Source organism: Luteibacter sp. (genome assembly GCF_035539195.1).
GTDB lineage: Bacteria > Pseudomonadota > Gammaproteobacteria > Xanthomonadales > Rhodanobacteraceae > Luteibacter.
The window spans coordinates 98,262-119,067 of record NZ_DATLIW010000038.1 but is presented as its reverse complement, the minus strand read 5'-3'; the positions used below and the strand labels follow the sequence as shown (position 1 = coordinate 119,067).

15 protein-coding genes and 1 pseudogene are annotated in these 20,806 nt (G+C 63.6%); 9 read left to right on the top strand and 7 right to left on the bottom strand.

Features of this window, described 5'->3' with window-relative positions; all coding sequences use genetic code 11:
* Positions 1-5,286 carry a hypothetical protein gene (locus VM621_RS15985; RefSeq protein WP_325469957.1) on the bottom strand — a complete coding sequence of 1,762 codons (5,286 nt, stop codon included), beginning with the start codon at positions 5,284-5,286 and terminating at the stop codon, positions 1-3.
* Positions 5,287-5,598: 312 nt separating this feature from the next.
* Positions 5,599-7,037: pseudogene (locus tag VM621_RS15980) on the bottom strand (M61 family metallopeptidase); the annotation flags it as partial.
* A 476-nt stretch (positions 7,038-7,513) separates the two neighbouring features.
* Here VM621_RS15980 and VM621_RS15975 point away from each other — a divergent pair.
* The 5 genes from VM621_RS15975 to VM621_RS15955 all read left to right on the top strand — a co-directional run bounded on the left by VM621_RS15975 (position 7,514) and on the right by VM621_RS15955 (position 11,974).
* A complete protein-coding gene (locus VM621_RS15975; RefSeq protein WP_325469956.1) occupies positions 7,514-8,005 on the top strand; it encodes a MarR family winged helix-turn-helix transcriptional regulator in 492 nt (163 codons plus the stop codon).
* Positions 8,006-8,017: 12 nt separating this feature from the next.
* Positions 8,018-10,144 (top strand): FUSC family protein, encoded by a 2,127-nt coding sequence (locus VM621_RS15970; RefSeq protein ID WP_325469955.1) that lies wholly within the window; start codon positions 8,018-8,020, stop codon positions 10,142-10,144.
* On the top strand, positions 10,134-10,331 hold the full coding sequence (locus tag VM621_RS15965; protein WP_159894793.1) for a DUF1656 domain-containing protein: 198 nt from the start codon (positions 10,134-10,136) through the stop codon (positions 10,329-10,331). The genes VM621_RS15970 and VM621_RS15965 overlap by 11 nt, the downstream gene beginning before the upstream one ends.
* Positions 10,332-10,342: 11 nt before the next feature.
* Positions 10,343-11,362 (top strand): HlyD family secretion protein, encoded by a 1,020-nt coding sequence (locus VM621_RS15960; RefSeq protein WP_325469954.1) that lies wholly within the window; start codon positions 10,343-10,345, stop codon positions 11,360-11,362.
* A gap of 117 nt (positions 11,363-11,479) precedes the next feature.
* Positions 11,480-11,974 (top strand): tlde1 domain-containing protein, encoded by a 495-nt coding sequence (locus tag VM621_RS15955; RefSeq protein WP_325469953.1) that lies wholly within the window; start codon positions 11,480-11,482, stop codon positions 11,972-11,974.
* Between the two features lie 253 nt (positions 11,975-12,227).
* Here VM621_RS15955 and VM621_RS15950 read toward each other — a convergent pair whose 3' ends face one another.
* Together VM621_RS15950 and VM621_RS15945 are read right to left on the bottom strand one after the other, a co-directional pair.
* Positions 12,228-12,824: a GNAT family protein gene (locus VM621_RS15950; RefSeq protein ID WP_325469952.1), complete on the bottom strand. Its 597-nt coding sequence runs from the start codon at positions 12,822-12,824 to the stop codon at positions 12,228-12,230.
* Between the two features lie 10 nt (positions 12,825-12,834).
* The gene (locus VM621_RS15945) at positions 12,835-13,041 is read right to left on the bottom strand and encodes a YdcH family protein (protein WP_107910616.1); all 207 of its coding nucleotides are present in this window, start codon (positions 13,039-13,041) and stop codon (positions 12,835-12,837) included.
* A gap of 101 nt (positions 13,042-13,142) precedes the next feature.
* On the opposite strand from VM621_RS15945, the gene ttcA reads away from it, so the two are divergent.
* The 4 genes from ttcA (at position 13,143) to VM621_RS15925 (ending at position 17,062) form a co-directional block, all read left to right on the top strand.
* Positions 13,143-14,015: a tRNA 2-thiocytidine(32) synthetase TtcA gene (ttcA, locus tag VM621_RS15940; RefSeq protein ID WP_325469951.1), complete on the top strand. Its 873-nt coding sequence runs from the start codon at positions 13,143-13,145 to the stop codon at positions 14,013-14,015.
* A gap of 32 nt (positions 14,016-14,047) precedes the next feature.
* A complete protein-coding gene (locus tag VM621_RS15935; RefSeq protein WP_325469950.1) occupies positions 14,048-15,235 on the top strand; it encodes an amino acid aminotransferase in 1,188 nt (395 codons plus the stop codon).
* Positions 15,236-15,310: 75 nt separating this feature from the next.
* Entirely contained in the window at positions 15,311-16,219 is a 909-nt protein-coding gene (locus VM621_RS15930; RefSeq protein ID WP_325469949.1) for a recombination-associated protein RdgC, read from the top strand.
* A 75-nt stretch (positions 16,220-16,294) separates the two neighbouring features.
* Positions 16,295-17,062 (top strand): M48 family metallopeptidase, encoded by a 768-nt coding sequence (locus VM621_RS15925; protein ID WP_325469948.1) that lies wholly within the window; start codon positions 16,295-16,297, stop codon positions 17,060-17,062.
* Between the two features lie 37 nt (positions 17,063-17,099).
* Here the strand turns inward: VM621_RS15925 and VM621_RS15920 are convergent, their stop codons facing one another.
* The 3 genes from VM621_RS15920 to ubiE are packed head-to-tail and all read right to left on the bottom strand — an operon-like array spanning position 17,100 to position 20,757.
* Positions 17,100-18,098 (bottom strand): alpha/beta hydrolase, encoded by a 999-nt coding sequence (locus VM621_RS15920; RefSeq protein WP_325469947.1) that lies wholly within the window; start codon positions 18,096-18,098, stop codon positions 17,100-17,102.
* A 12-nt stretch (positions 18,099-18,110) separates the two neighbouring features.
* Positions 18,111-19,961, bottom strand: coding sequence for a M1 family metallopeptidase (locus VM621_RS15915; protein ID WP_325469946.1), 1,851 nt, complete (start codon positions 19,959-19,961; stop codon positions 18,111-18,113).
* A gap of 46 nt (positions 19,962-20,007) precedes the next feature.
* Positions 20,008-20,757, bottom strand: coding sequence for a bifunctional demethylmenaquinone methyltransferase/2-methoxy-6-polyprenyl-1,4-benzoquinol methylase UbiE (gene ubiE / locus VM621_RS15910; RefSeq protein ID WP_325469945.1), 750 nt, complete (start codon positions 20,755-20,757; stop codon positions 20,008-20,010).
* Positions 20,758-20,806 lie beyond the last annotated feature (49 nt).

The window sequence follows — 20,806 nt, the reverse complement described above, 5'->3', positions numbered from 1 at the left end:
TCACATAGACCTCGACCAAGCGGAGCAACCCACGGCGTTGCATGAGCGAATCTGATACGTGAAGTGACGTTCCCAGGGTTCAGTCCCGCCTTCGAGAAGCCAGGAGCTTCCATTGGAGTTGTATATGACGGAGCTGCCGGGCATACGCATGATCTGGTAAGACGTGGCGTACGCAACAGGTGTCCACGTCATCGTGTAATTGTCCCGCTTACCTGTGTTGCTCAGCCTGATATAGGCGACCGGCACATCCGGTATGTGCGCAACCGAGACCACGATCGTTCCGCTCCAGGGACCACAACCGCCCGCATTACATGCCTGCACGGCGTAGTAGTACGTGCCGTCCGCCTTGCCGCTGAGACTCCAGATGCCGCTACTGGTCTGCGCTATCAGGCCCCAGGTCGTCGCATTCACGTTTTCGAAGACGTTGTAGTAGGTCGCAGCAGCCACGCCGTTCCAGCCAATGGCATAAGAACCCGAGTTGCTGGTACCGGCACCGTTGACCGATGTCGCACCGGTGGGTGGCAGCGTCACAGGCACATACGTGCTGGTGGCGTATCCCCCGCAGCCATTCGCGTTGCAGGCACGCACCCGGTAGTACCAGTTGCCGCTCACCGGCTCGTTAATGGTCACCGACGTCGCCGCGCCGCTATAGATCTGCGGCCAGTTTCCATCGGTCGAGTGCTCCAGCTCATAGCGCGTCGCATAAGCCGTCGCCGGCCAGCTGATAGCAACCGCACCGGACGAAGATGGAGGGACGCTGATGCTCGGCAGTGCCGCTGGCACATGCGCGATGGTCACCCCGTTCGAGGACACCGGGTCGCTGCAGCCATGTGCATTGCAGGCCGTAATCCGAAACACATACTGGCCGTCGATCATCTGGGTGACCGGCACCGAGGTAGCGGTACCCGTCCAGATCGTCGCCCAGGCCTGCCCATTGAACGAGCGCTCGAGCGTATAGCTGGTCGCCGTGTCCGACGGAGCGAACGACACGGTAATCACCGAGAGATCCGCCGACGCCGAAGCGCTCACGGATGCCGGATTCGGCGGCACGAGAGCGGATGGCGGCATCTTGTATACACCGGAACCGTTGATGGTCAGGTTCGCGTTGCCCACCGGCGAGATGCCGTGGACATAAAGCGGCTGACGCGAGAACTGAACGCGGTTCGCTTCGGTCAGCGGAATGCTGAAGCGGTACGCCGTACCCGTGGCGTGGCATGCGGCCGCGATTGCTGGCTCGCTGGCCAGGTTGGCCTGGTAGACGCCTATGATCGTGCCGGTGCCTGCCGGACCACCGGCATAGAGATGCACGGTGAGAGGCGTAGCTAAGCCCGTCGAGCATGCCCAGCCTACCAGCGTCGCGTCGGTACCGAGGTTGACCCCATCGATATTGCCAACGATTATCGACGTCGCGCCCTTGCTATCGGCTACAAGCTTCTTACCGAGGTAGATGTAGTCCGTGCCGTTCGTGGTCGCATTGTCATACTCCCACATCAACTGACCCGCACTGTTATAGGCGTAGTACGTCGTGGCTGATGGAGTCACCTTCTTCACCCGGCGACCCGCGGCGTCGTAGGTGTAGTCACCTTTGCCGGGCATCGAGGTCAACCGGTTGGCCACATCGAAGTTGAGCGTCTGGCCGTCCTTACCGATGGTGTTGCCACGCGGGTCGTATGCGAACGTATGAAGCGGGGTGGCTCCATTGGTGATCGAAGCCAGAAGATTGGCACCGTCATAGTTGTATGAACGGGTGACGCCACCGCTGGTCATCGAGCGGAGATTGTTGAGCGTGTCGTAGGTGTAGCTCTCCGTGCCCCACAGGTTGTCCGCTCGCGCCGAAACCAGGCGATTGAGCCCGTCGTAACTCATCACCTTGTTGCGCTGCTGGCTGCCGGACTGGTCGGTGATCCCGCTCACGTTGCCATTCGCATCGTAAGCAAAGTCCTCGCTCACGCCGGGCACACCGTTCTTGCCGAAGGTGAAGTTGAGAATCAGGTTGCGCGCATTCTTCTCGGCCGAATAGAGCGCGCCGCTACCGAGCGCATACGACTTCACGTCGTTGTCAGCAAAGTAAGCAATCCCGCCCACGTAACCGCCGACCGTCGTCGGGCGCCCCAAGGCATCCGGGTTGTACGGCACGATCTCGCCATCCGGGTAGTGCACCTGGCTCAACGCACCATTGCCGTCATAGTCGTAGCCGAGCGACCAGCTCCAGCCGTCGATGCCGAGCGTCTCCGTTGTCATCAGGCCCAGCTTGTTGCGACCGTATGTCCAGCTGACCATGCCCGAGGTGGCCGTTGCGGGATTGCCCAGCGGGTCATAGGTGAAGGTGCTCGGCTGCGTTCCCGTGGGGTACACCACCGCCGTCACGCGGTTCATTGCATCGTAGCCGCGAGACGTCTTGCTGTTCTCGGCCACCTGGTCCTGACCGCAACCTCCACCATTGAAGGAGGCGCCCGCGACGCTCCAGGCCAGGTTGTCTGCGCCGTCGTACGCCATGATCTCGCTACCGGATTCGGGCTCCCAGGTCCGGCATAGACGATGCTCGTTGTCGTACGACATGGTCTTGGTAAGCGACAGCCCACCACCGGCCTGCGTGATCGACAACGGGTTGCCGTAGATATCGCGCGCGATCGTCTGCACGACGCCCTCGGGCGCCTGGACCAACACCGCGTTGTCGTACGAGGGTTGGTCGAACACCTGAAACGCGGTAGTCGTGGCAACGCCCTTCGGGTCGGTCACCCGCTTGGTCGCGCCGGAGAGATACTCCGTCCTCGTCAGCAGGTCGCCGAGCTCGGAATGCTGGAACAGCTGGGTTTGCCGGCCTAGCGCATCGTAGCCGTTGAGGACGCCATAGCCCATTCCATTGAGATCGGGCGCCCCGTCGTACGGATAGGACTGGAACGTCTTGCGACCCTTCCAGTCGTAGTCCGTACGCGAGCTGGTATACAGGCCGCCGTCGTAGCGGTAGGTGTCCTGGATGATCGGGCGAAGCATGGCGTCGAAATAGGTCATCTCCACCTTGTTGCCCCGGGCCGTCGAGCGACGCCAGTGGGCACCGGAAATGCCTCGCTCATTCGCGCCGATCAAGGCATAGCCGAACACCGTGCTGTTCCACGCCGTCGAGTCCCCGGTCGGATACGTAATGCTGCCGATGCGGCCGATTTCCGTGTAGCCGTACGAGGTCGTGGCACCCGCCTGGTTGGTGATCGAGGCAATCTGGCCGAAGTCATCCACCACGAGGGACTGCGACGTACCATCAGGATAGCCGACGTACTGGGGAATGCCACGCTTGTAGTTGCCCAGCGATGTAGTGTGGCTGTTGCCGTCGGTGAAGCTGGCCAGCTGACCCTGGGCATTGAAGGTGTAGCCCATGACCTTGCGACCGAAGTGGTAGCGCTCGGACAACGTCAGGCTGTTCGGATCGTAAACGTTGCGACTTACCGTCTCGCCGGTGCTCAGGTTGTCGGTTTGCAGCGGAAGGCCGATCACCCAATGCGCGAAGTCGTCCTGGTAAGTCGTCCTCTCGTCGACCGAGTAACCGGCACTGCTGGAACGACGCACCGAGTTGGGACGGGCAAACACGTCGAAGTCCAGCGCCTGCCAGTTATAGGTATCGCCATCCTGGTAAACGTGCTTTGCGGTCATCGGGATCTCGCTCTGCGCGCGATCCTGGTTACCGTTGAAGTTGAACGTGCTGCCGTACCTCGCCGGCCACGGGCCTTGCGACATGCTTGCGTATTCGTAGGTTTCAATGCGAACCGGTGAAGCTGAAACGGCACCGGCGTAGTACTCGGTACGAAGCGGCTTGCCCTCACTTACATCGGCACGGTTGCTGAACCAGTAACGCGTGGCGTTGCCCGAAGGATCGATGACATCAGAGTAGGACGTGTAGTTGCAGGGCGCGGCATTGCATTCCGATGTCCAGCTCGCCGTGGCCAACGGATAGGAATACGTCCACTGCTGGGCGGTCAGGCCGGCGCCCGTGATGAGCTTCCGTTGCAGGGCGAGGTTATTCGAATAACGAGGGCGCCCCCAGTAGCGCGGCTGGCCGGCAGGTGCTGTTTCACATGCCGAATACACGCCTGAGCGGGCGTGTTGCGTGGGAAACGCCTCGAAGGTTCCCGTCAGGCCCGACGGTGAGGTGATAACGCCCGTCTTGAGCGATGGGTTGTCCGGCAGAACAACGTCCAGGCATTGGCCTGGCTTCGGCGTGCTCAGCACATTGAACGTGAGCTGGAACAGATCGTATGTCCAGCGGCTGCCATCGGGCAGCTGAATTGATGTCAGAGTCTGACCTGACGGTGTCGGCGAGTAGCCGTAAGACCAGGTGCGCGTCGCGCCGCCGGCAACGACCGTGATCGATGCGATTTGCTTGCCGTCTGCGGTAGGTGCGAACGTAACGCGTCGGCCGTCACTCGCATTGATGCTCTGGATGTGGCCCGTCGCGTCATACGCGTAGTTCACGTAGTTGCCGAAGCGGTCCTCGACATGGGTCGCGAACATGTAGCCGTACTGACGAAGGATCTTGTAGCCGCGCGCAGCGCGGTAGGCCAGCAGGTCGAGCGAATACTTGGTGCCGTCCGGACCGATGGCCAGGAACGCATCGCCGGGCTGTCCATTCGACGTATTCGGAAGACAGGCCAGCCGCCAGTTACCCTTCGACACGCCCTTGACCGTGACACCGGGCATGGTCAGCGCGGGCGCCAGGTTCTCGGCGTTACTCAGGATGTCCTGATCCGCAACGCCAGGTATCCGAAGCGTATACCCCTCGTTCCACCAGGCCGTCGGCTTGACGGGATCGTTGTCCGGACCGGCCTTGCCGATCTGGATATCCGGCGGAGACCGGAAGTTGGCGCAACGATCCGTACGCGTCGTGGTGGCGACCACCCAGCCGTAGCTCGGAGGACCACCCAAACCCGTGCCCACATTGGACGTAAGCGTGGAAAGGCGAGGCAGATCAAGGTCCCAGTCACCAAGCGTCGCATTGTCCATGCGAATGTCGGCATCACCGTCGGCCTTGAACGTGCGGCTGATCTGGATGGTCGGACCGGTACCGGGAATGCTGATGTCGGTGACATTGAACGACAGCGTTCCGTCGAATACGTTGACCGATTCACCGAAGGGATTTTCGCCCAGCGGCGCAATTTCCTGATCGACCTTGATCAGCTTCTTGTATTCCTGCTCGGGATTGGTCGTCTGTGCATGCACGACCCATGCAAGCGGTACAGCCAGGGTGGCAAGCAGCAGGCGCACGAGCGCGTGCCGACGAAACTTCGTCTGCGACATCGAAAAATCCATAGCGATGTGCCGGTGTCAGACCGGCGGGATGCGTGGGGGCGTAGGGAAACTTATGGGCGCGGCGGTGGCGACGCGCAGCATGGCGCGGCCGAGGTCCATCGCTGGGCAAAGCTGCAGAGCATTCCATTTCCCCTTGACCTCGGTGTAGGACCGAGGGTCGCACGAATTTAGATGTTGCGTTTATGGTTGTCAACGTGACCGGTGCACGTCGTCATCTCGACCCGAGTCCGGGGAGATACAGGCCGCCCGGCGTTCGCCGGGCGGCCTTGTCGAGCCATGGAAGCCGATACCGAGGAAAGCCTACTTCTTCGCAGCAATAATATCGCTCAAGTAATCCGGCGTCCCATCCACCCGCACCAGATGCGGATACTGCAGACCACCGTGGTAGTCCACGGGAATCGTACGGAACTGCCCCTGGTACTTCAGCGTCAGCTCGATCGGCGTCGTACTGCCCTTGGCTGCCGTGATCGCGCTGATCAGGGCGTCCTTCGAGTAAGCGGTGCCATTCACCGCAACCACCGTGACGCCCGTGCTCACGCCTGCCTTGAATGCAGGGCCATCCCAGCGCACGTCGCTCACCTTGCCGCTGTCGGTCATCGTCAGGCCGATCGACCATGTGAAGTTCACCAGGTGGCGGAGCGCTTCCGGCCGGGCGTCATACGCCTTCTCGTAATCGCTTTCCTTATCGTCGCCGCAAGGCCGTCCTGCAGCGGCGGAGTGGTCGCGTCGAGATTTGCTTTCAGGAAGCTCGCCCAGTCGTACTTGGCCACGCCGTTCAGCGCTGCCACCACGTCGTCGAATGTATAAGTCTTCGGCACGTAGCTACCGTTCTCGACACCGAAGAACGTGCGCGCGAAATCGTCGAGCGACGACTTGTCATGCGTCAGGTTGCGCAGCTTGGCATCCACGGCGAGCCACATCATCTGACCGCCGCTGTAGTAGTCCTCGCTCATCTGCCAGCTGCGGTATGGCAGCGGCTGGCGCTGCGCGATGGTCGGATCGTTGGTGGTGTCTTCGAGGGTACGCCACTGGAAACCCTGGCGGTTACGCTCGTAGTTGGCCGCGACCATGGCCAGACCATCGCGGAACTCCTGCGGTGACCACATGCCGGCGCGCGCAGTCAGTACGAAGCCCCAGTACTGCGTCTGGCCTTCGTACAGCCACAGGAGCGAATCGCCCATCGGTACGTTGAAGTTCGGCGTCCACAGGTCGGCCGGACGACGGAACTTGCCGTTCCACGAATGCGTGTACTCATGGGCCAACAGGTCGCGCTCGGAGGCGGCATCCTTCCAGCCGGTGAAGTAGTCGGCACCCAGTCCGTCTTCGCTGGACTGGTGGTGCTCGGTGCCGTTACCAGCGAGCTGATCCGACAGCGAGAACAGGAAGTCGTAATGGTCGTAATGGTGCGAGCCGAACAGCTTCGTCGCCTGCGTCACCAGGTTGCGATGCACCTTCTCCTGCTCGGGCGTCATCTCCAGGTCCTTCGCCTCGTCGGCGACGATGTCCATGAACACCGGCGCCTTGTCGCCCGGGTTGAGCGCGACGCGCTTGAAGTACTTACCCGCGTAGACCGGCGAATCGACCAGGTTCTCGAACGAGACCGGCTTGAACGTCGTGGTGTCACCGGACTGCGAAGCCGTTTCCAGGGCGGTGCCGAGCTGCCAGCCATGCGGCAGCGTCAGGCTGGGCGCAAAGGTGATGCCGTGCGTGTAATAGGCCGCCGGATGCAGCGCCATCCTCGGCGTGTCGCACCGGTGGTCATGGTGCGGGCAGCAGCAGAAGGTGATGACTCGGTATGGCGGGAGTTGTGAAGTTGGTCGGCCGAACGGCAGTTCCCAAAGTTTGAGCAGTTGTCGTAACTATGGAATCCGTCCAGTTGCCTAGCTCTCATCAGCTTCGCGACCACCTCAACCATGCCCCCCTTAGGTTCAATCACGATTCGTGCCTGAAAAGGTGGTGCGTGGGAACGGTCACTGCGGGCGGGGTTGGGTGAGCGGTAATGGGCTAGGCGCACCTGGCTGCCCGCGAAATGCCCCGTTTAAAGCCCCAAAAAGGTGTTCACTGCGCCTCTTAAGGGTAGTTCGCGCCTTTAAGGGTCAAGTGCTGGGCTTAAGGACTGGCGACATGTGGTTCCGACTCATCTATATACATCAGGTATTGATTATACAGAAATGAACTATATACTTATGAGGTAACCCTCCACAGGACGGCCCTCATGAGCGATTTCGCCCCCACCGAAGCCCGGCTCCAGGTCACGCGCGCGAAGTATCCCGGCTTCCCGCGCGACCCCGCCGCGCTCGTCCGGCTGATCAAGCATCTCTACAAGGAGATCCACGACGAGGCCAACGCGGTGATGAAGCCTTACGGGCTCAATCATCCCGAATACAACATCCTCATGATGATGTACGGCTCGCCGGACAACTCGCTCAATCCCTCGCAGCTGGCCGATGCGGCCGGCGAGAAGTCGGCCAACGTGACCCGCCTGACCACGCAACTGTGCGAGAAGGGCTATATCGCGCGCGCTTCCAGCGAAGACGATCGTCGCAAGGTCACGCTGACGCTGACGCCCGAAGGCATCGCGCTGATCGAAAGCTTCCTCCCGGACATCGTCACGCTGCTTTTTCGCCAGACGCGCAAGCTCGATGCCACGGAGCAGGCGCAGCTCGAAGTCCTGCTGAAGAAGATGCTCGCCGGGTACGGCGAATAGGTCGCAGCCGTCATGTCCGTGTCCGATCTCGCCATCACGCCGCCCCTCACCCGCCAGGTCGTCGCCGAGACCCTGCGCGAGGAAGCCTCCGTGTGGCTGTTCGTCATGAAGACGCTGATCGCGTTCTTCCTCACCGGCTGGATCGCGATGCGGCTCGCCCTGCCTGCCCCTTCCACCGCGATGCTGACCACGATCATCGTTGCCAACCGCCAGTCGGGCATGGTGCTGGCGAAGAGCTTCTACCGCGCCATCGGTACGCTTGCCGGCGCGACGGTGGCGATTGCCATCGTGGCCTCGTTTCCCCAGCAGCGTGACCTCTTCCTGCTCGCGCTTGCCTTGTGGATCGGCGTCTGCGCCGGCGGCGCCACGCTCTATCGCAACTTCAAGTCGTACGCCTTCGTTCTTGGCGGCTACACCGCCGCCATCGTCGCGATTCCCGTGATCGACAATCCGCCCGGCGTCTTCGACTCCTCGTGGGCGCGCATCAGTGAAGTGTTGCTGGGCCTCGCGGTCAGTGGCGTCGTCAACGACGTTGTCTTCCCGAGCCGCATGCGCGACGTGCTGCGTCGTGCCGCCCGCGAGCAGTTCTCGCATTTCGTCGGTTTCGTCCGCGACGCGACGCGCGGCGTCATGACACGCGAGACCATGGAAGGCGCACACCTGCGCTTTGTCCGTGCAGCGGTGACATTCGAGGACCTGCGAAGCTCGGTCATCTTCGAAGATGCCGAGGCGCGCGCGCGTAGCGGCCACCTGCGCTTGTTCAACCAGCGCTTCATGGCCGCCTCGACCAGCTTCCAGTCGCTGCACCACCTCATCAATCGTCTCAAGCGTGCGCACCGCGATCTCGCGGCGAACACGCTGATTCGACTGTACGCGCCCATCGGCACGGCGCTCGATGCGCCGATCGAGGCCGGCGTCGTGGCCCGCGAGCTGCTGCCGCGCCTGGCCGCGGCACGCGAGACCATGCGCACGCAGCGGGCGTCGTTGCGCGAGCCTCTGACCGATACCCAGGACATTCGCGACTTCGACACCGGCGCCTCGCTGCTGGCGCGATTCGTCGACGAGTTGCATGCGTATGTCGACGCCGCGGCGTCGCTGCAGGCGCCGCGCGTCATTGCAGCATCGGGTGAGCGGGTGCGTTTCGATCGCGGCAACGATTTTCTCGGCGCCGGGCTCGCCACCGTGCGCGCGACGCTGACGATGCTCGCGCTCGGCGCTTTCTGGATCGCCAGCGCCTGGCCGCTCGGCTCCAGTGCGATGCTGCTCGCCACCGTGTTCGCCGGCTTGTTCGCGACCATTCCCAATCCGACCCGAGTCACCTGGATGGTGATGCTCGGCTACCTCTCGGGCATGGCGGCCGGCTTTGTCTGCGAATTCTTCGTCCTGACCCAGGTCGATGGCTATCCGTTGCTGGTGATCGCTATCGCGCCCTTCCTCACCCTGGGACTGGTGATGATGATGAGCCAGCGCCTCGCCTCGTACGGCCTGGGCTGGGCGATGGGACTGGCGTATATCCTCGCGTTGAAGAACACGCAGGTGTACGACCCCGCGCACTTCATCAACGACGCCATCGCCCAGGTCGTCGGTCTGGGGGCGGCGGCGGTGTCCTTCGTCGTCGTCCCGCCGGCGATCGGCAGCGCGTGGCTGCGTCGGCGCCAGCTAGCCCAGTTGCGCGGACAGGTGGCGCTGGCCGCGGAAGCACCATTACCGGGGCTGCGTCATCGCTTCGAGAGCGTGAATCACGACCTCGTGAGCCAGGTGGTCGCGCAGACCGAGCCGGACAGTGCCGATTCGCGCGCGCTGATCGCCTGGGCGCTGGCCGTGCATGAAACGGGGCGCGCCCTGATCGAACTGCGTCACGACATGGCGCGCGCCGACCTGCCACTCGCCTTGCGTCCGTATCTCGCCGAAGCGTTACGCACGCTGGCGCGCTTCTACGAGAAGCCGGATGCCGCGGGCTATCTCCTGGCCCGCGACGCCGTGGCCACGGCGATCGCCAGCGTCGGCGAACACGATGGCGTCCGCCATCTGCTCGAACACCTCCATCTCGTCCGCATGGCGCTGCTCGACGGGGAATCCGTCCTAGCCGCGTACATGCCGAACGCCCCGCTTGCCAAGGAGATCGTCCATGCCTCGTGAGATCGCACTCGGCGACGCCCTCGTTCCGGGGCTGCTCGTCCTCTTCGTCCTGGCCCTGGTGCTGCTCTGGGCACTCGACTGGGTCGCAGGCCGATTCGGCCTCTATCGCCTGGTCTGGCACCCGCCGTTGTTTCGCCTGGCCGTGTTCGTCTGTGTCTTCGGCGCTTGCGCGCTCTTCCTGCTCTGAGTGATCCCGTCATGAAACTCGCGACCCTCATCCGTTTTGCCGTCACTGCGATCGTCGTGCTTGTCGCCGCCTTCGTCGGCCATGCCATGTGGAAGCACTACATGTACTCGCCGTGGACGCGCGACGGCCGCGTGCGCGCGGAGATCGTGCGCATCGCGCCGGACGTGGCGGGCCTGGTCACCGATGTGAAGGTGATCGACAACCAGACGGTGAAGAAGGGCGACGTTCTCTTCGTCGTCGATCGCGCGCGCTACGAAAACGCCGTGGCCCAGGCCAAGGCTAACCTCAACGCCGCGGAAGCCGCCGCTCGTGCCGCTGGCGCCAGCATCAATGCGGCCTCCGCAGGCGCCGAGCAGAGCCGGGCGAACTACGAGATGTACGAAGCGCAGTCGGAGCGCCGACAGAAGCTGATCAACAACGTCATCTCGGCCGAGGACAAGGCCAACGCCGTTGCCGCCGCGAACGCCGCGAAGGCCGGATGGCAGCAGACGCTGGCGAGTACGAAGCAGGCCAGCGCCGCCCAGCAGCAATCCCTCGCGGCTGTGGCCCAGGCACAAGTCGAACTGGCTTCCGCGCAGCTCAACCTAGATCGCACGCAGGTCCTTGCGCCTGTCGATGGCTTCGTCACCAATCTCGACGTGCGCGTGGGTGACTACGCCAACGCCGGCACGCCGCGCCTCGCGCTGATCGACAGTCATTCCTACTGGATTTACGGGTATTTCGAAGAAACGAAACTGCCGGGACTCCGTATCGGCGATCCCGTGGATATTCGCCTGATGAGCGGCGGTGTGCAGTTCCAGGGCGCGGTGGAAAGCATCGCGCGCGGTATCACCGACGCGGACAACCCGACCGGTAGTGATCTGCTTGCCGACGTGAATCCGACCTTCAACTGGGTGCGGCTGGCGCAGCGCGTGCCGGTGCGCGTGAAGATCGATGCGGATCACCTGCCTGCGGGAACCGTTCTTTCAGCGGGTATGACCGCGACGCTGATCGTGCATCCGTCGCATCCGGAGGCTATCGCCGCTCGGTGATCTACGAGGCAATCGATTCCCGCCTGCTGAAGATCGCGAAACTGGTCAGGATTCTCATTACATAATTCGTAGCCCCTGTGAGAGTCAACTGCTTCTGACTGATCGAGCGGAACCGAAATGGGATCGTACGAAGACGAACGACACTGGCCTCAACACATCGGAGCTATTCGCAGTCACCTTCGCCTGACGTTTAATGGCGGGTCATTGAAAATGCCCGGGCACGGCCTGTCCTATCCGGCAGTGTCGGGAAGGCATCGATCCGGTGGCTTCGACTATGCCAAGGAACGTCAGAAGCTTCGCAACGAAGGGCCGATTCCAGAGGGGGTGTATTGGGTAGCGCCCGGAGAACTGTGGAGCAACGATTGGTACAGGCCTGCCGCAAGCGCCTCGTGGGGTAAGTATCGACTAGCGATTCATCCGTTTCCGGAGACGGAAACCCATGGCCGCGGCGGGTTCTTCATTCATGGAGGAACTGCTCCGGGAAGCGCTGGTTGCATCGACCTGTGGGCTCACATGGATTCGTTCGTCGACGGTCTGAAGCAGGCCGTCGACGGAGCTTCAAACATTTATTGCATCCTGACCGTCTCGTACTTCCTGGACCATAGAAAATGACACGCATGGTTCTTGCCGCACTTATTCTGGCCGTCCTATGCCTGGGTGCCTACCTGAACATTGCGGTGTATCTGGAATACTTCAGCGACGGTCCACCGTACTTCGGGCGCCGGGAAAACATGGACAAGTGGAGCGATCCACGACCCATGCTTGGCGCCGCAGATGCGGGCGTCCTTCTTTTTCTATTGCTCCTGGCGCGAGCCTGGAAGGCAGCCCCAGGAACGTTCGCGCCACGACCCTGAAGAGAGTCGGACTAGGCGTGCGGCGGAGCGAGTCGCCGAAGCCGCAGCTGCAGCCACTTGTCCACGTCGGGCCACTCGGTGGCGAGGATGCTGTAGCAGACGGTGTCGCGGAGCGAGCCGTCGGGGCGGCGCTTGTTGGCGCGGAGGACGCCTTCGCGCTTGGCCCCGAGTTTCTCGATGGCGCGCTGGGAATCCTGGTTGTAGGCGTCCGTATGGAACGCCACGGCCACCACGCCGACATTCTGGAAGGCGTTGTCGAGCAGCAGGTGCTTGCAGGCCGTATTGACATGGCTGCGCTGCCACCGGCGCGCATACCAGGTGTAACCGATGGATACGCGCGAAGGGTCGTCCTCGATCTCGTAATACCGCGTGGAGCCGACGACCTGGCCGGTTTCGTTCTCGCGGATCGCCCAAGGCGACATGCGGCCTTCTTCCTGGCCGCGCAGGGCGGATTCCACGTAGTCGGTCATGCGCCCGGGACCGGGCACCGAGGTGAACCAGAGGTCCCACAGGTTGCCGTCGGCCGCGGCCTGCTCCAGCGCGGGGATGTGCGCCAGGGTCATCGGTTCGAGGGTGACATAGGCGTTTTCGAGGCGGACAGGCGTCATGGAGCGGGTCTCAGGCGTCGAGGTCGGGGATCAGGCGGCTTTCGATCCGGGAAATGGCGTCCTTCAGCAGTAATTTGCGCTTCTTCAGGCGGGTGAGCTGGAGCTCGTCCCGGGTGATGGAAGCGGCCAGATGGTCGATGGCGGTGTCGAGGTCGCGGTGCTCGACCTTGAGCTCGGACAGGCGCTTGTTCAGTTCGGCGGGATCCTGGACCTGCATGGCATTGGCCGGGCGGGAGGAGAAGGGCCCAGTGTAACTCCCGGCGGGGTCCCCCGCAGCGGCTACAATAGGGGGCCGTCCCTCCCGAACACCGCCGAGACATGTCCGCCATCCCCGACGCCACCCGCAAGCAGACCTACGAAGCCGGCAAGTTGGCCAAGCGCCTGCGCCGCCAGGTCGGCCAGGCGATCGCCGACTACGGCATGATCGAGGACGGCGACCGGATCATGGTCTGCCTTTCCGGAGGCAAGGACTCCTACACGATGTTGGACATGCTGCTTTCGCTGCAGGCGAAGGCGCCGGTCCGCTTCGAGTTGATCGCGGTGAACCTCGACCAGAAGCAGCCCGATTTCCCCGCGCATGTGCTGCCGGAATACCTGACCGGGCGAAACATCCCGTTTCATATCATCGAGCAGGACACCTATAGCGTCGTCACGCGCGTCATTCCGCAGGGCAAGACGATGTGCAGCCTGTGCTCGCGCATGCGCCGTGGCGCCCTGTACCAGTGGGCGTCGGCCAACGGCATCACCAAGATCGCGCTCGGCCATCATCGTGACGATATCCTCGGCACGTTCTTCCTGAACATGTTCTACCAGGGCAGCCTGAAGGCGATGCCGCCCAAGCTGCTCTCGGACGACGGCAGCCATGTGGTCATCCGCCCGCTGGCCTACTGCCGCGAAGACGACATCGCTGCCTATGCGGACGCGCGCGCGTTCCCGATCATCCCCTGCAACCTGTGCGGTTCGCAGGAAAACATGCAGCGCAAGGTGGTCAAGCGCATGCTCGAGGATTGGGAGAAGGCCAACCCGGGTCGCAGCGAAACCATCTTCCGCGCGATGGGCAACATCGCTCCCTCCCAACTGACCGACCGCAAGCTGTTCGACTTCGCCGCGCTTGGCGCACGCGAAGGCGCGGCGCGCGCCGACACACATGCCTGGCTCGCCGGTGGCGACGCCGGCGACGACAACGACTGATCATCCAGAACCCGCTTCAAGGCCTGCCGACCATGACTCTTTTCTCCGCTGTCGAACTCGCTCCGCGCGATCCGATCCTTGGCCTCAACGAAGCCTTCGGCGCCGATACGCGTCCGGACAAAGTCAATCTCGGCGTGGGTGTGTATTACGACGCCAACGGCCACGTGCCCTTGCTGCGCGCCGTACGTGAAGCCGAGAAGGCGCGCCTGGAGGCGCAGTTGCCGCGCGGTTACCTGCCCATCGACGGCATCGCTCTCTACGACGCCGCCGTGCAGAAGCTGCTCTTCGGCGCCGGCTCGCCGCTGCTTGCCGAGCGCCGTGTCGTTACCGCGCAGGCACTGGGCGGTACCGGCGCGCTGAAGATCGGCGCCGATTTCCTCCATCGCCTGAATCCGTCGGTGCCGGTGGCCATCAGCAACCCGAGCTGGGAAAACCATCGCGCGCTGTTCGAAGGTGCCGGTTTCCAGGTCGTGGAATATCCCTACTACGACGCCGCCACGCATGGCGTGGATGTCGACGCCATGCTCGGTGGCCTGGCAACGCTGCCCAAGGGGGCGATCGTCGTCCTGCACGCGTGCTGCCACAACCCGACGGGTGTCGACCTGGGCACCGACGACTGGAAGCGGGTCATCGAGAGCGTGCGCGAGCACGGGCTCGTGCCCTTCCTCGATATCGCCTACCAGGGCTTCGGCGACGGCATCGAAGCCGACGCCATCGCCGTGCGCCTGTTCGCCGAGGCGCGCGTGCCGTTCTTCGTCGCCAGCTCGTTCTCGAAGTCGTTCTCGCTGTACGGGGAACGCGTGGGCGCGCTCTCGATCGTCACCGATTCGCACGACGAAGCGCACCGCGTGCAGTCACAGCTGAAGCGGGTCATCCGCACCAACTATTCCAATCCGCCGACCCATGGCGCGGCCGTGGTCGCCGCGGTGCTCAATCACGACGATCTGCGCGCCACCTGGGAAACCGAACTCGGTGAAATGCGCGAGCGCATCCGCACGATGCGCCGTGGACTCACCCAGCGGCTCGCCGCGCACGGCGACTTCGCGTTCATCGAAGCGCAGCGCGGCATGTTTTCCTACTCCGGGCTGTCCGCGGAGCAGGTCGATCGCCTGCGCAACGAGTTCGGTATCTACGCCGTGAGCACGGGTCGCATCTGCGTGGCCGCGCTCAACGACGGCAACCTCGACCGCGTCGCCGAGGCGATCGCCAGGGTCATCTAGCCGTCCCATGCCATCCTCGCCGGCGAACGCCTTGCGTTCGCCACGGCCCTCCATTCGCAAGAGATATCCCGATACATGTTCTTCAGAAACCTGACGCTATTCCGCTTCTCCGCCCCCGTCGCCACCGATCTCGACCGCCTCGAAGAGGCGCTGCCCGAGCATCGGCTGCGCCCGGTCGGCCCGATGGAACTGTCGACGCGCGGCTTCATCTCGCCGCTCGGCCGCAACGAGGAAGCGCTGGTCCACAACGTCGGCCGCAACACCATGGTCACCGTGGGCAGCGAGGATAAGATCCTGCCGGCCGCCGTCGTGAACGACGAGATCGCCAATCGCGTGCAGAAAATCGTGGACGAAGAGGGCCGCAAGGTCAGCGGTCGCGAGCGCAAGCGCATGAAAGACGACGTCATGAACGAACTGCTGCCGCGCGCCTTCGTGCGCACCTCGCGCATGTCCGGCTACGTGGACAAGAAAAATGGCTGGCTGGTGCTCGATACGTCCAGTCGCAAGTCCGCTGAGAACACCTTGAGCCAGGTGCGCGAAGCGCTGGGCAGCTTCCCGGCGGTCCCACTTGCGCCGGAGGAATCGCCGCGCATCCTCATGACCCACTGGGTGGCGACGGGCGAACTGCCGGGCGGCCTCACGCTGGGCGACGAGTGCGAACTGCGCGACCCGGCCACGGCCTCGGGCGCGATCGCGCGCTGCCGTCGCCAGGATCTCGACACCGATGAGATTCGCGAGCATCTGCGCACCGGAAAGCAGGTGTTCCAGTTGGGTTTGGTCTTCGACGACCGCATCTCGTTCGTGCTCGGGGAAGATCTGATCCTGCGTAAGATCAAGTTCACCGACGTGGTCCTCGACGAGCAGGCCGACAGCCCCGAGTCGGCCGCCGCGGAGATGGACGCGAACTTCGCCCTCATGGCGCTGGAGTACGAGCGCCTGCTGGGCAAGCTGGAAGAGTGGTTCAAGCTGCCGCGTCCGGAATAACCCGGAGGCGGCCGCGTCGCAGGATTCGATATGGCTTGGTGGCAAGTTCGTCGGGATCGACCAGAGACTCGCGACATGGCATCTGAAGAAGGCGACTGGCTGGAATTGTCCACCCCGACCGGGGGGACCATTCGTGTGCTCAAATCGGCGCATCCGCGCGCGCGTCGCCTGCGCCTCACGGTGACCCCGAAGGGCGCCCGCCTGACCTATCCCAACGGCACCCATACGGCGCAGATGGCTGCCTTTCTCCGCCACCATGCCGATTGGCTGGAGCAGAAGCTGGGCGAATTCCACATGGACGCGCCGCCGCTGCCCGCGCTCAAGGTCGGCGTTCCGACCACCTTTCCTTTTCGTGGGGAAGACGTCGCGCTGGACTGGGCCGAAGGTGCCTACCCGCGTGTCGACCAGCATGCCGGCGGTCTCACGCTGGTGATCCCGAAGCCTCACACGCGGGCATTGCTGGTGGCGCGTGGCCTGTTGGCTTCGTACTTCGAGGCGCAGATTCGTCGCGATGTGTCGCGCTGGCTGCCTGCCTATATCCCGGTGATCAATGCCGCGCCGACGGCACTGAAGGTACGCCCGCTGAAGAGCCTCTGGGGTAGCCTCGATACACGCGACAGGATCAACCTCGATCTCGCACTCGCCCTGGCGCCGCCAGCCGCGTTGCGCTACGTGCTCGTCCACGAGCTATGCCATCTGAAGGTGCGCAACCATTCGCCGCGCTTCTGGCATTGGGTCGAGACCGTGTTCCCTGGCTACAAGGAACAGCGCGCGTGGCTACGCACGCATGGCAGTGGGCTGAAGATGCAACTGGACCGCCTCGTGGCCGACGTCGCCGACTGAGGCGGCCAGGCCGGCCGCCTAGTCTGCCCTGGCGGGATCAATGCGCGAGCGCGAATCCGGTGATGATCTTCGCCGTTTCTTCCGGCTTCTCGAGCATCGGCATGTGGCCGCAGCCATTCATGATGGTGGCGCCGATCGACGGTGAGCTTTTCAGGCCGTTGCGCAAGGTGTCGAGCGCGGAGACGTCGATGATCTTGTCTTCGCGGCACCAGATGCCGAGCACGGGCATCTGCAGCTTGCCGATCACGGGATCCAGCGCGTGGGCCTCGGCGGGCTGCTTCAACTGCTCGAAGGTGTGCGCGATAAAGTCGTGGTCCTGTTCGTTACGCGCGAGCAACGCGTCTTCGAGCCGGCCGGGAATCGTCGGCTTGACCAGGAAGATGCGGCTGAGCAGGGCTTCGAGATCGGCCCGATCCTTGAAGAGGAACGGATCCTTGCCGGCCTTCACCTCACGCACGAAGTCGTTTTCCTTGAAGGTCAGGCCGAGCGAACTCGATAGCACCAGGCTCGCGACGCGCTCCGGATGCTGGTCGGCGTAGACCCCGGCAATGGCGCCGCCCATCGAATGGCCGACGAGCAGGAAGCGTTGGGTGCCGATGGCAGCGGCGAACGCCTCCAGGCGCGCCGCCTGGGCCGGGATGCCGTAGTCGCCGCCTTCGTTGCGCGAGGACTCGCCCCAGCCCGGAAGGTCGGGGGCGACCACGTGGAAGTGGTCGGTCAGTCCCTTGGCCATCTGCAGCCAGGTTTCCTTGTTGGCGGCGAAACCATGCAAGAGCACGATGGTCGGGCCTTCGCCGCCTTCGTAATACGACCAGGTCGTGTCCCCCGCGACCACGGTCTTCTTCTCCATGTGCGCCGACATGGCCAGGCGGGCCGCATCCGCCTTCAGCAGCAGCGACGGCGCGAACAGGTAAACGCCGCCGGCACCGATGCCGAGCACCAGGGCGACCACCACGAGGAACTTGAGGCGGCGGAGTAACAGCCGCTGCCAGAGCGGGCGGCTGTCGGCGGAAGCGATCGTGGGAATCTTGGCCATGGGTCGGGCGCCTTACTTCTTCTTCGACTTGCCAGCGAGAATGGCTTCGACGGCCTGCTGGGTCATCGGGTGATAGCCGGTCTTCGCCTTGGCATAGGTCTGCTTGGCGAACGCCAGGCCTTCCGGTGTGCGGGCGAAGGCGCGGTAGACCGGGGTGGTCAGGTACAGGCGGCCGATTCGGGTCATGTGCTCGGCGGCCGCGGTCCATACGGTTTTGTCGCCGGCGGCGATGGCGTGCGCATACCAGCGCATGCCGATCTCGGCGTTGGGCGTGCCGGTGAGATGCCAGGCGGCGTCGATCTGCCTGATCTTCGGCAGCGGCGTCACGTCCGGCAGGCGATCGAGGAAGTACATCCATTCCTGGGTGTTCCAGGTCTTTGCGTCTAGCTTGTCGGCGGCGAGCTTGCCGGCGAGGAAGTCGGTGCGCTGCTTGTCGATGCCGTCGAAGCGTGCCGAGGTCGGCAGCGGAGCGTCCTTCGGAATGCCCGGCTGCCAGATCCAGGCACGTGCCTCGGCGTCGCTCATCTTGCCCGGATACTTATCGAGCAGATTGGCCTTGAGGTAGGCGAACATCGTGTCCGTATCGATGCTCTGGAAGGCGAAGTGGGCGAAATAGCCCTTCAGGTAAGCATCGAAGGTCTCGCGGCCGAAACGCTGCTCCAGCGTACGCAGGAACCAGGAGCCTTTGTCATAGGCGACCGAGGACAAGGCATCGTCGGCGCCAACGCCACGCGGATCCGGGGTGAGCTTCTGCGTATTGGCCGGCATGTCGCCGATCGTCTTCTGCAGTTCGCGTGCCGAAAGCAGTGCCTCTTCGTCGGCGAGCGTCTTGCCGTAAACGGCCTCGGTGATGCGGCCCTGTACGTAGGTGGTGAAGCCCTCGTTCAACCAGATATCGCGCCAGGCGGCGCTGGTCACCAGGTTGCCCGACCACGAGTGCGCGAGTTCGTGCGACACCAGCGAGACCAGGCTCTTGTCACCGACCAGTACGGTCGGTGTCGCGAAGGTCATGTTCGGGTTTTCCATGCCACCGAACGGAAACGACGGCGGCAGCACGAGGATGTCGTAGCGGCCCCAGGCATACGGCCCGTAGAGCTGCTCGGTGGTGGCGATCAGCTTCTCGGTGTCTTCGAACTCGTGCGCGGCCTTGCCGACGACGCTGGGCTCCGCATAGACGGCGCTGCGTGGGCCGGTCTCCTTCACCGCGATATCGCCGGCGGCGATCGCAAGCAGGTACGACGGGATCGGATGCGGCTGGTCGAAGCTGAAATCGCCGTCGAGTGGGTGCTTTGCGTCATTGATCGCGCTCATCACCACGCGTACGTCCTTGGGCGCGCTGACGTGCGCGTCGTAGGTGAAGCGGATGGCTGGCGAATCCTGCAGCGGCACCCACGAACGCGCGTGGATCGATTCGGACTGCGAGAACATGAAGGGCTGCTTCTTGTCGGCCGTCTGGTCCGGCGTGAGCCACTGCAGGCCCGAGGCCTCCGGCACCGTGGTATAGGCGATGCGCACGCTGGCAGGATGAGCCGGTGCCTCGATGGTCAGCTTCGAGCCGAGTTCCTTGTCGCGGGGGGCGAGCGCGAACGTGAGCGGCGAGGTCTTGCCCGAGGCATCCACGGCGTCGACGCTGGCGATCTTCAGGTCGCGCGTATCGAGCACCAGATCCCTGGCTTTGGCGTCCTTCCAGTCGAGCTTCAGCGTGGCCTTGCCGGCCAGTTCGCGCTGACCGAAGTCCAGCTTCAGGTCGAGGTCGAGGTGGGTGACCTTGACCGCGTCGGGCTGGGCATAGGAATGCGGGTCGGCGGCGAAAGCCACGACGGGGAACGCCATGGTGAGGGCAAGGAGGGGAAGCAGACGCATCGCGGGGATCATCCGGTGGAAGGAGATCCCCAGTATGCCACCCCTGTCAGAGCTTGTAGGCGCGATGGATCGCGACGATGCCACTGGTCAGGTTGCGGACTTCGACATGGCCGAAGCCGGCTTTCAGCATCATGCCCTTCAGTGTTTCCTGGTCCGGATGCTTGCGGATCGATTCGGCCAGGTACTGATAGCTGTCGGCATCGCCGGCGAAAAGCTTGCCCAGGCGCGGCAGGATCTTGAACGAGTGCACGTCGTAGAGCTTCGAGAGCACCGGGCTCTGCACCTTCGAGAACTCCAGCACGAGGGCGCGGCCGCCGGGCTTGAGAATACGGTGCATGTCCGCCAGGGCCTTGTCCTTGTCGGTGACATTGCGCAGGCCGAAGGCGATAGTGACGGCGTCGAAACTGTTGTCCGGGAACGGCAGCATCTCGGCGTTCATCTGCGCCCAGCGCAGGCCGGAGACGAGGCCGCGATCGGTGAGGCGGTCGCGACCGACGCCGAGCATGGCGGCATTGATGTCGCCCACCACGACTTCGCCTTCCTCACCCACCACCGGCTTGAGCAGCGCGGCGATATCGCCCGTGCCGCCAGCGAGGTCGAGGACGCGATCACCCCGACGCACACCGCTCACGGCGACGAAATGGCGCTTCCACAAGCGGTGAATTCCGAACGACATGAGGTCGTTCATCAGGTCGTAGTTGCGCGCCACGGAAGTGAACACCTGGCCGACAAGCTTTTGCTTGTCGGCCAGGGGGACGTCGCGGAAGCCGAAATGAGTGGTTTTCTGGGAATCCATGCCACGCATGGTACTCCGGTTCATCCGCTCAGGCAGCTGCCCGCTCCGG

Excerpts from the sequence above, each read along its gene's own strand:
- VM621_RS15985 (WP_325469957.1), bottom strand. The coding sequence starts at position 5,286 with ATGTCGCAGACGAAGTTTCGTCGGCACGCGCTCGTGCGCCTGCTGCTT.
- VM621_RS15975 (WP_325469956.1), top strand. The coding sequence starts at position 7,514 with ATGAGCGATTTCGCCCCCACCGAAGCCCGGCTCCAGGTCACGCGCGCG.
- VM621_RS15970 (WP_325469955.1), top strand. The coding sequence starts at position 8,018 with ATGTCCGTGTCCGATCTCGCCATCACGCCGCCCCTCACCCGCCAGGTC.
- VM621_RS15965 (WP_159894793.1), top strand. The coding sequence starts at position 10,134 with ATGCCTCGTGAGATCGCACTCGGCGACGCCCTCGTTCCGGGGCTGCTC.
- VM621_RS15960 (WP_325469954.1), top strand. The coding sequence starts at position 10,343 with ATGAAACTCGCGACCCTCATCCGTTTTGCCGTCACTGCGATCGTCGTG.
- VM621_RS15955 (WP_325469953.1), top strand. The coding sequence starts at position 11,480 with ATGGGATCGTACGAAGACGAACGACACTGGCCTCAACACATCGGAGCT.
- VM621_RS15950 (WP_325469952.1), bottom strand. The coding sequence starts at position 12,824 with ATGACGCCTGTCCGCCTCGAAAACGCCTATGTCACCCTCGAACCGATG.
- VM621_RS15945 (WP_107910616.1), bottom strand. The coding sequence starts at position 13,041 with ATGCAGGTCCAGGATCCCGCCGAACTGAACAAGCGCCTGTCCGAGCTC.
- ttcA (WP_325469951.1), top strand. The coding sequence starts at position 13,143 with ATGTCCGCCATCCCCGACGCCACCCGCAAGCAGACCTACGAAGCCGGC.
- VM621_RS15935 (WP_325469950.1), top strand. The coding sequence starts at position 14,048 with ATGACTCTTTTCTCCGCTGTCGAACTCGCTCCGCGCGATCCGATCCTT.
- VM621_RS15930 (WP_325469949.1), top strand. The coding sequence starts at position 15,311 with ATGTTCTTCAGAAACCTGACGCTATTCCGCTTCTCCGCCCCCGTCGCC.
- VM621_RS15925 (WP_325469948.1), top strand. The coding sequence starts at position 16,295 with ATGGCATCTGAAGAAGGCGACTGGCTGGAATTGTCCACCCCGACCGGG.
- VM621_RS15920 (WP_325469947.1), bottom strand. The coding sequence starts at position 18,098 with ATGGCCAAGATTCCCACGATCGCTTCCGCCGACAGCCGCCCGCTCTGG.
- VM621_RS15915 (WP_325469946.1), bottom strand. The coding sequence starts at position 19,961 with ATGCGTCTGCTTCCCCTCCTTGCCCTCACCATGGCGTTCCCCGTCGTG.
- ubiE (WP_325469945.1), bottom strand. The coding sequence starts at position 20,757 with ATGGATTCCCAGAAAACCACTCATTTCGGCTTCCGCGACGTCCCCCTG.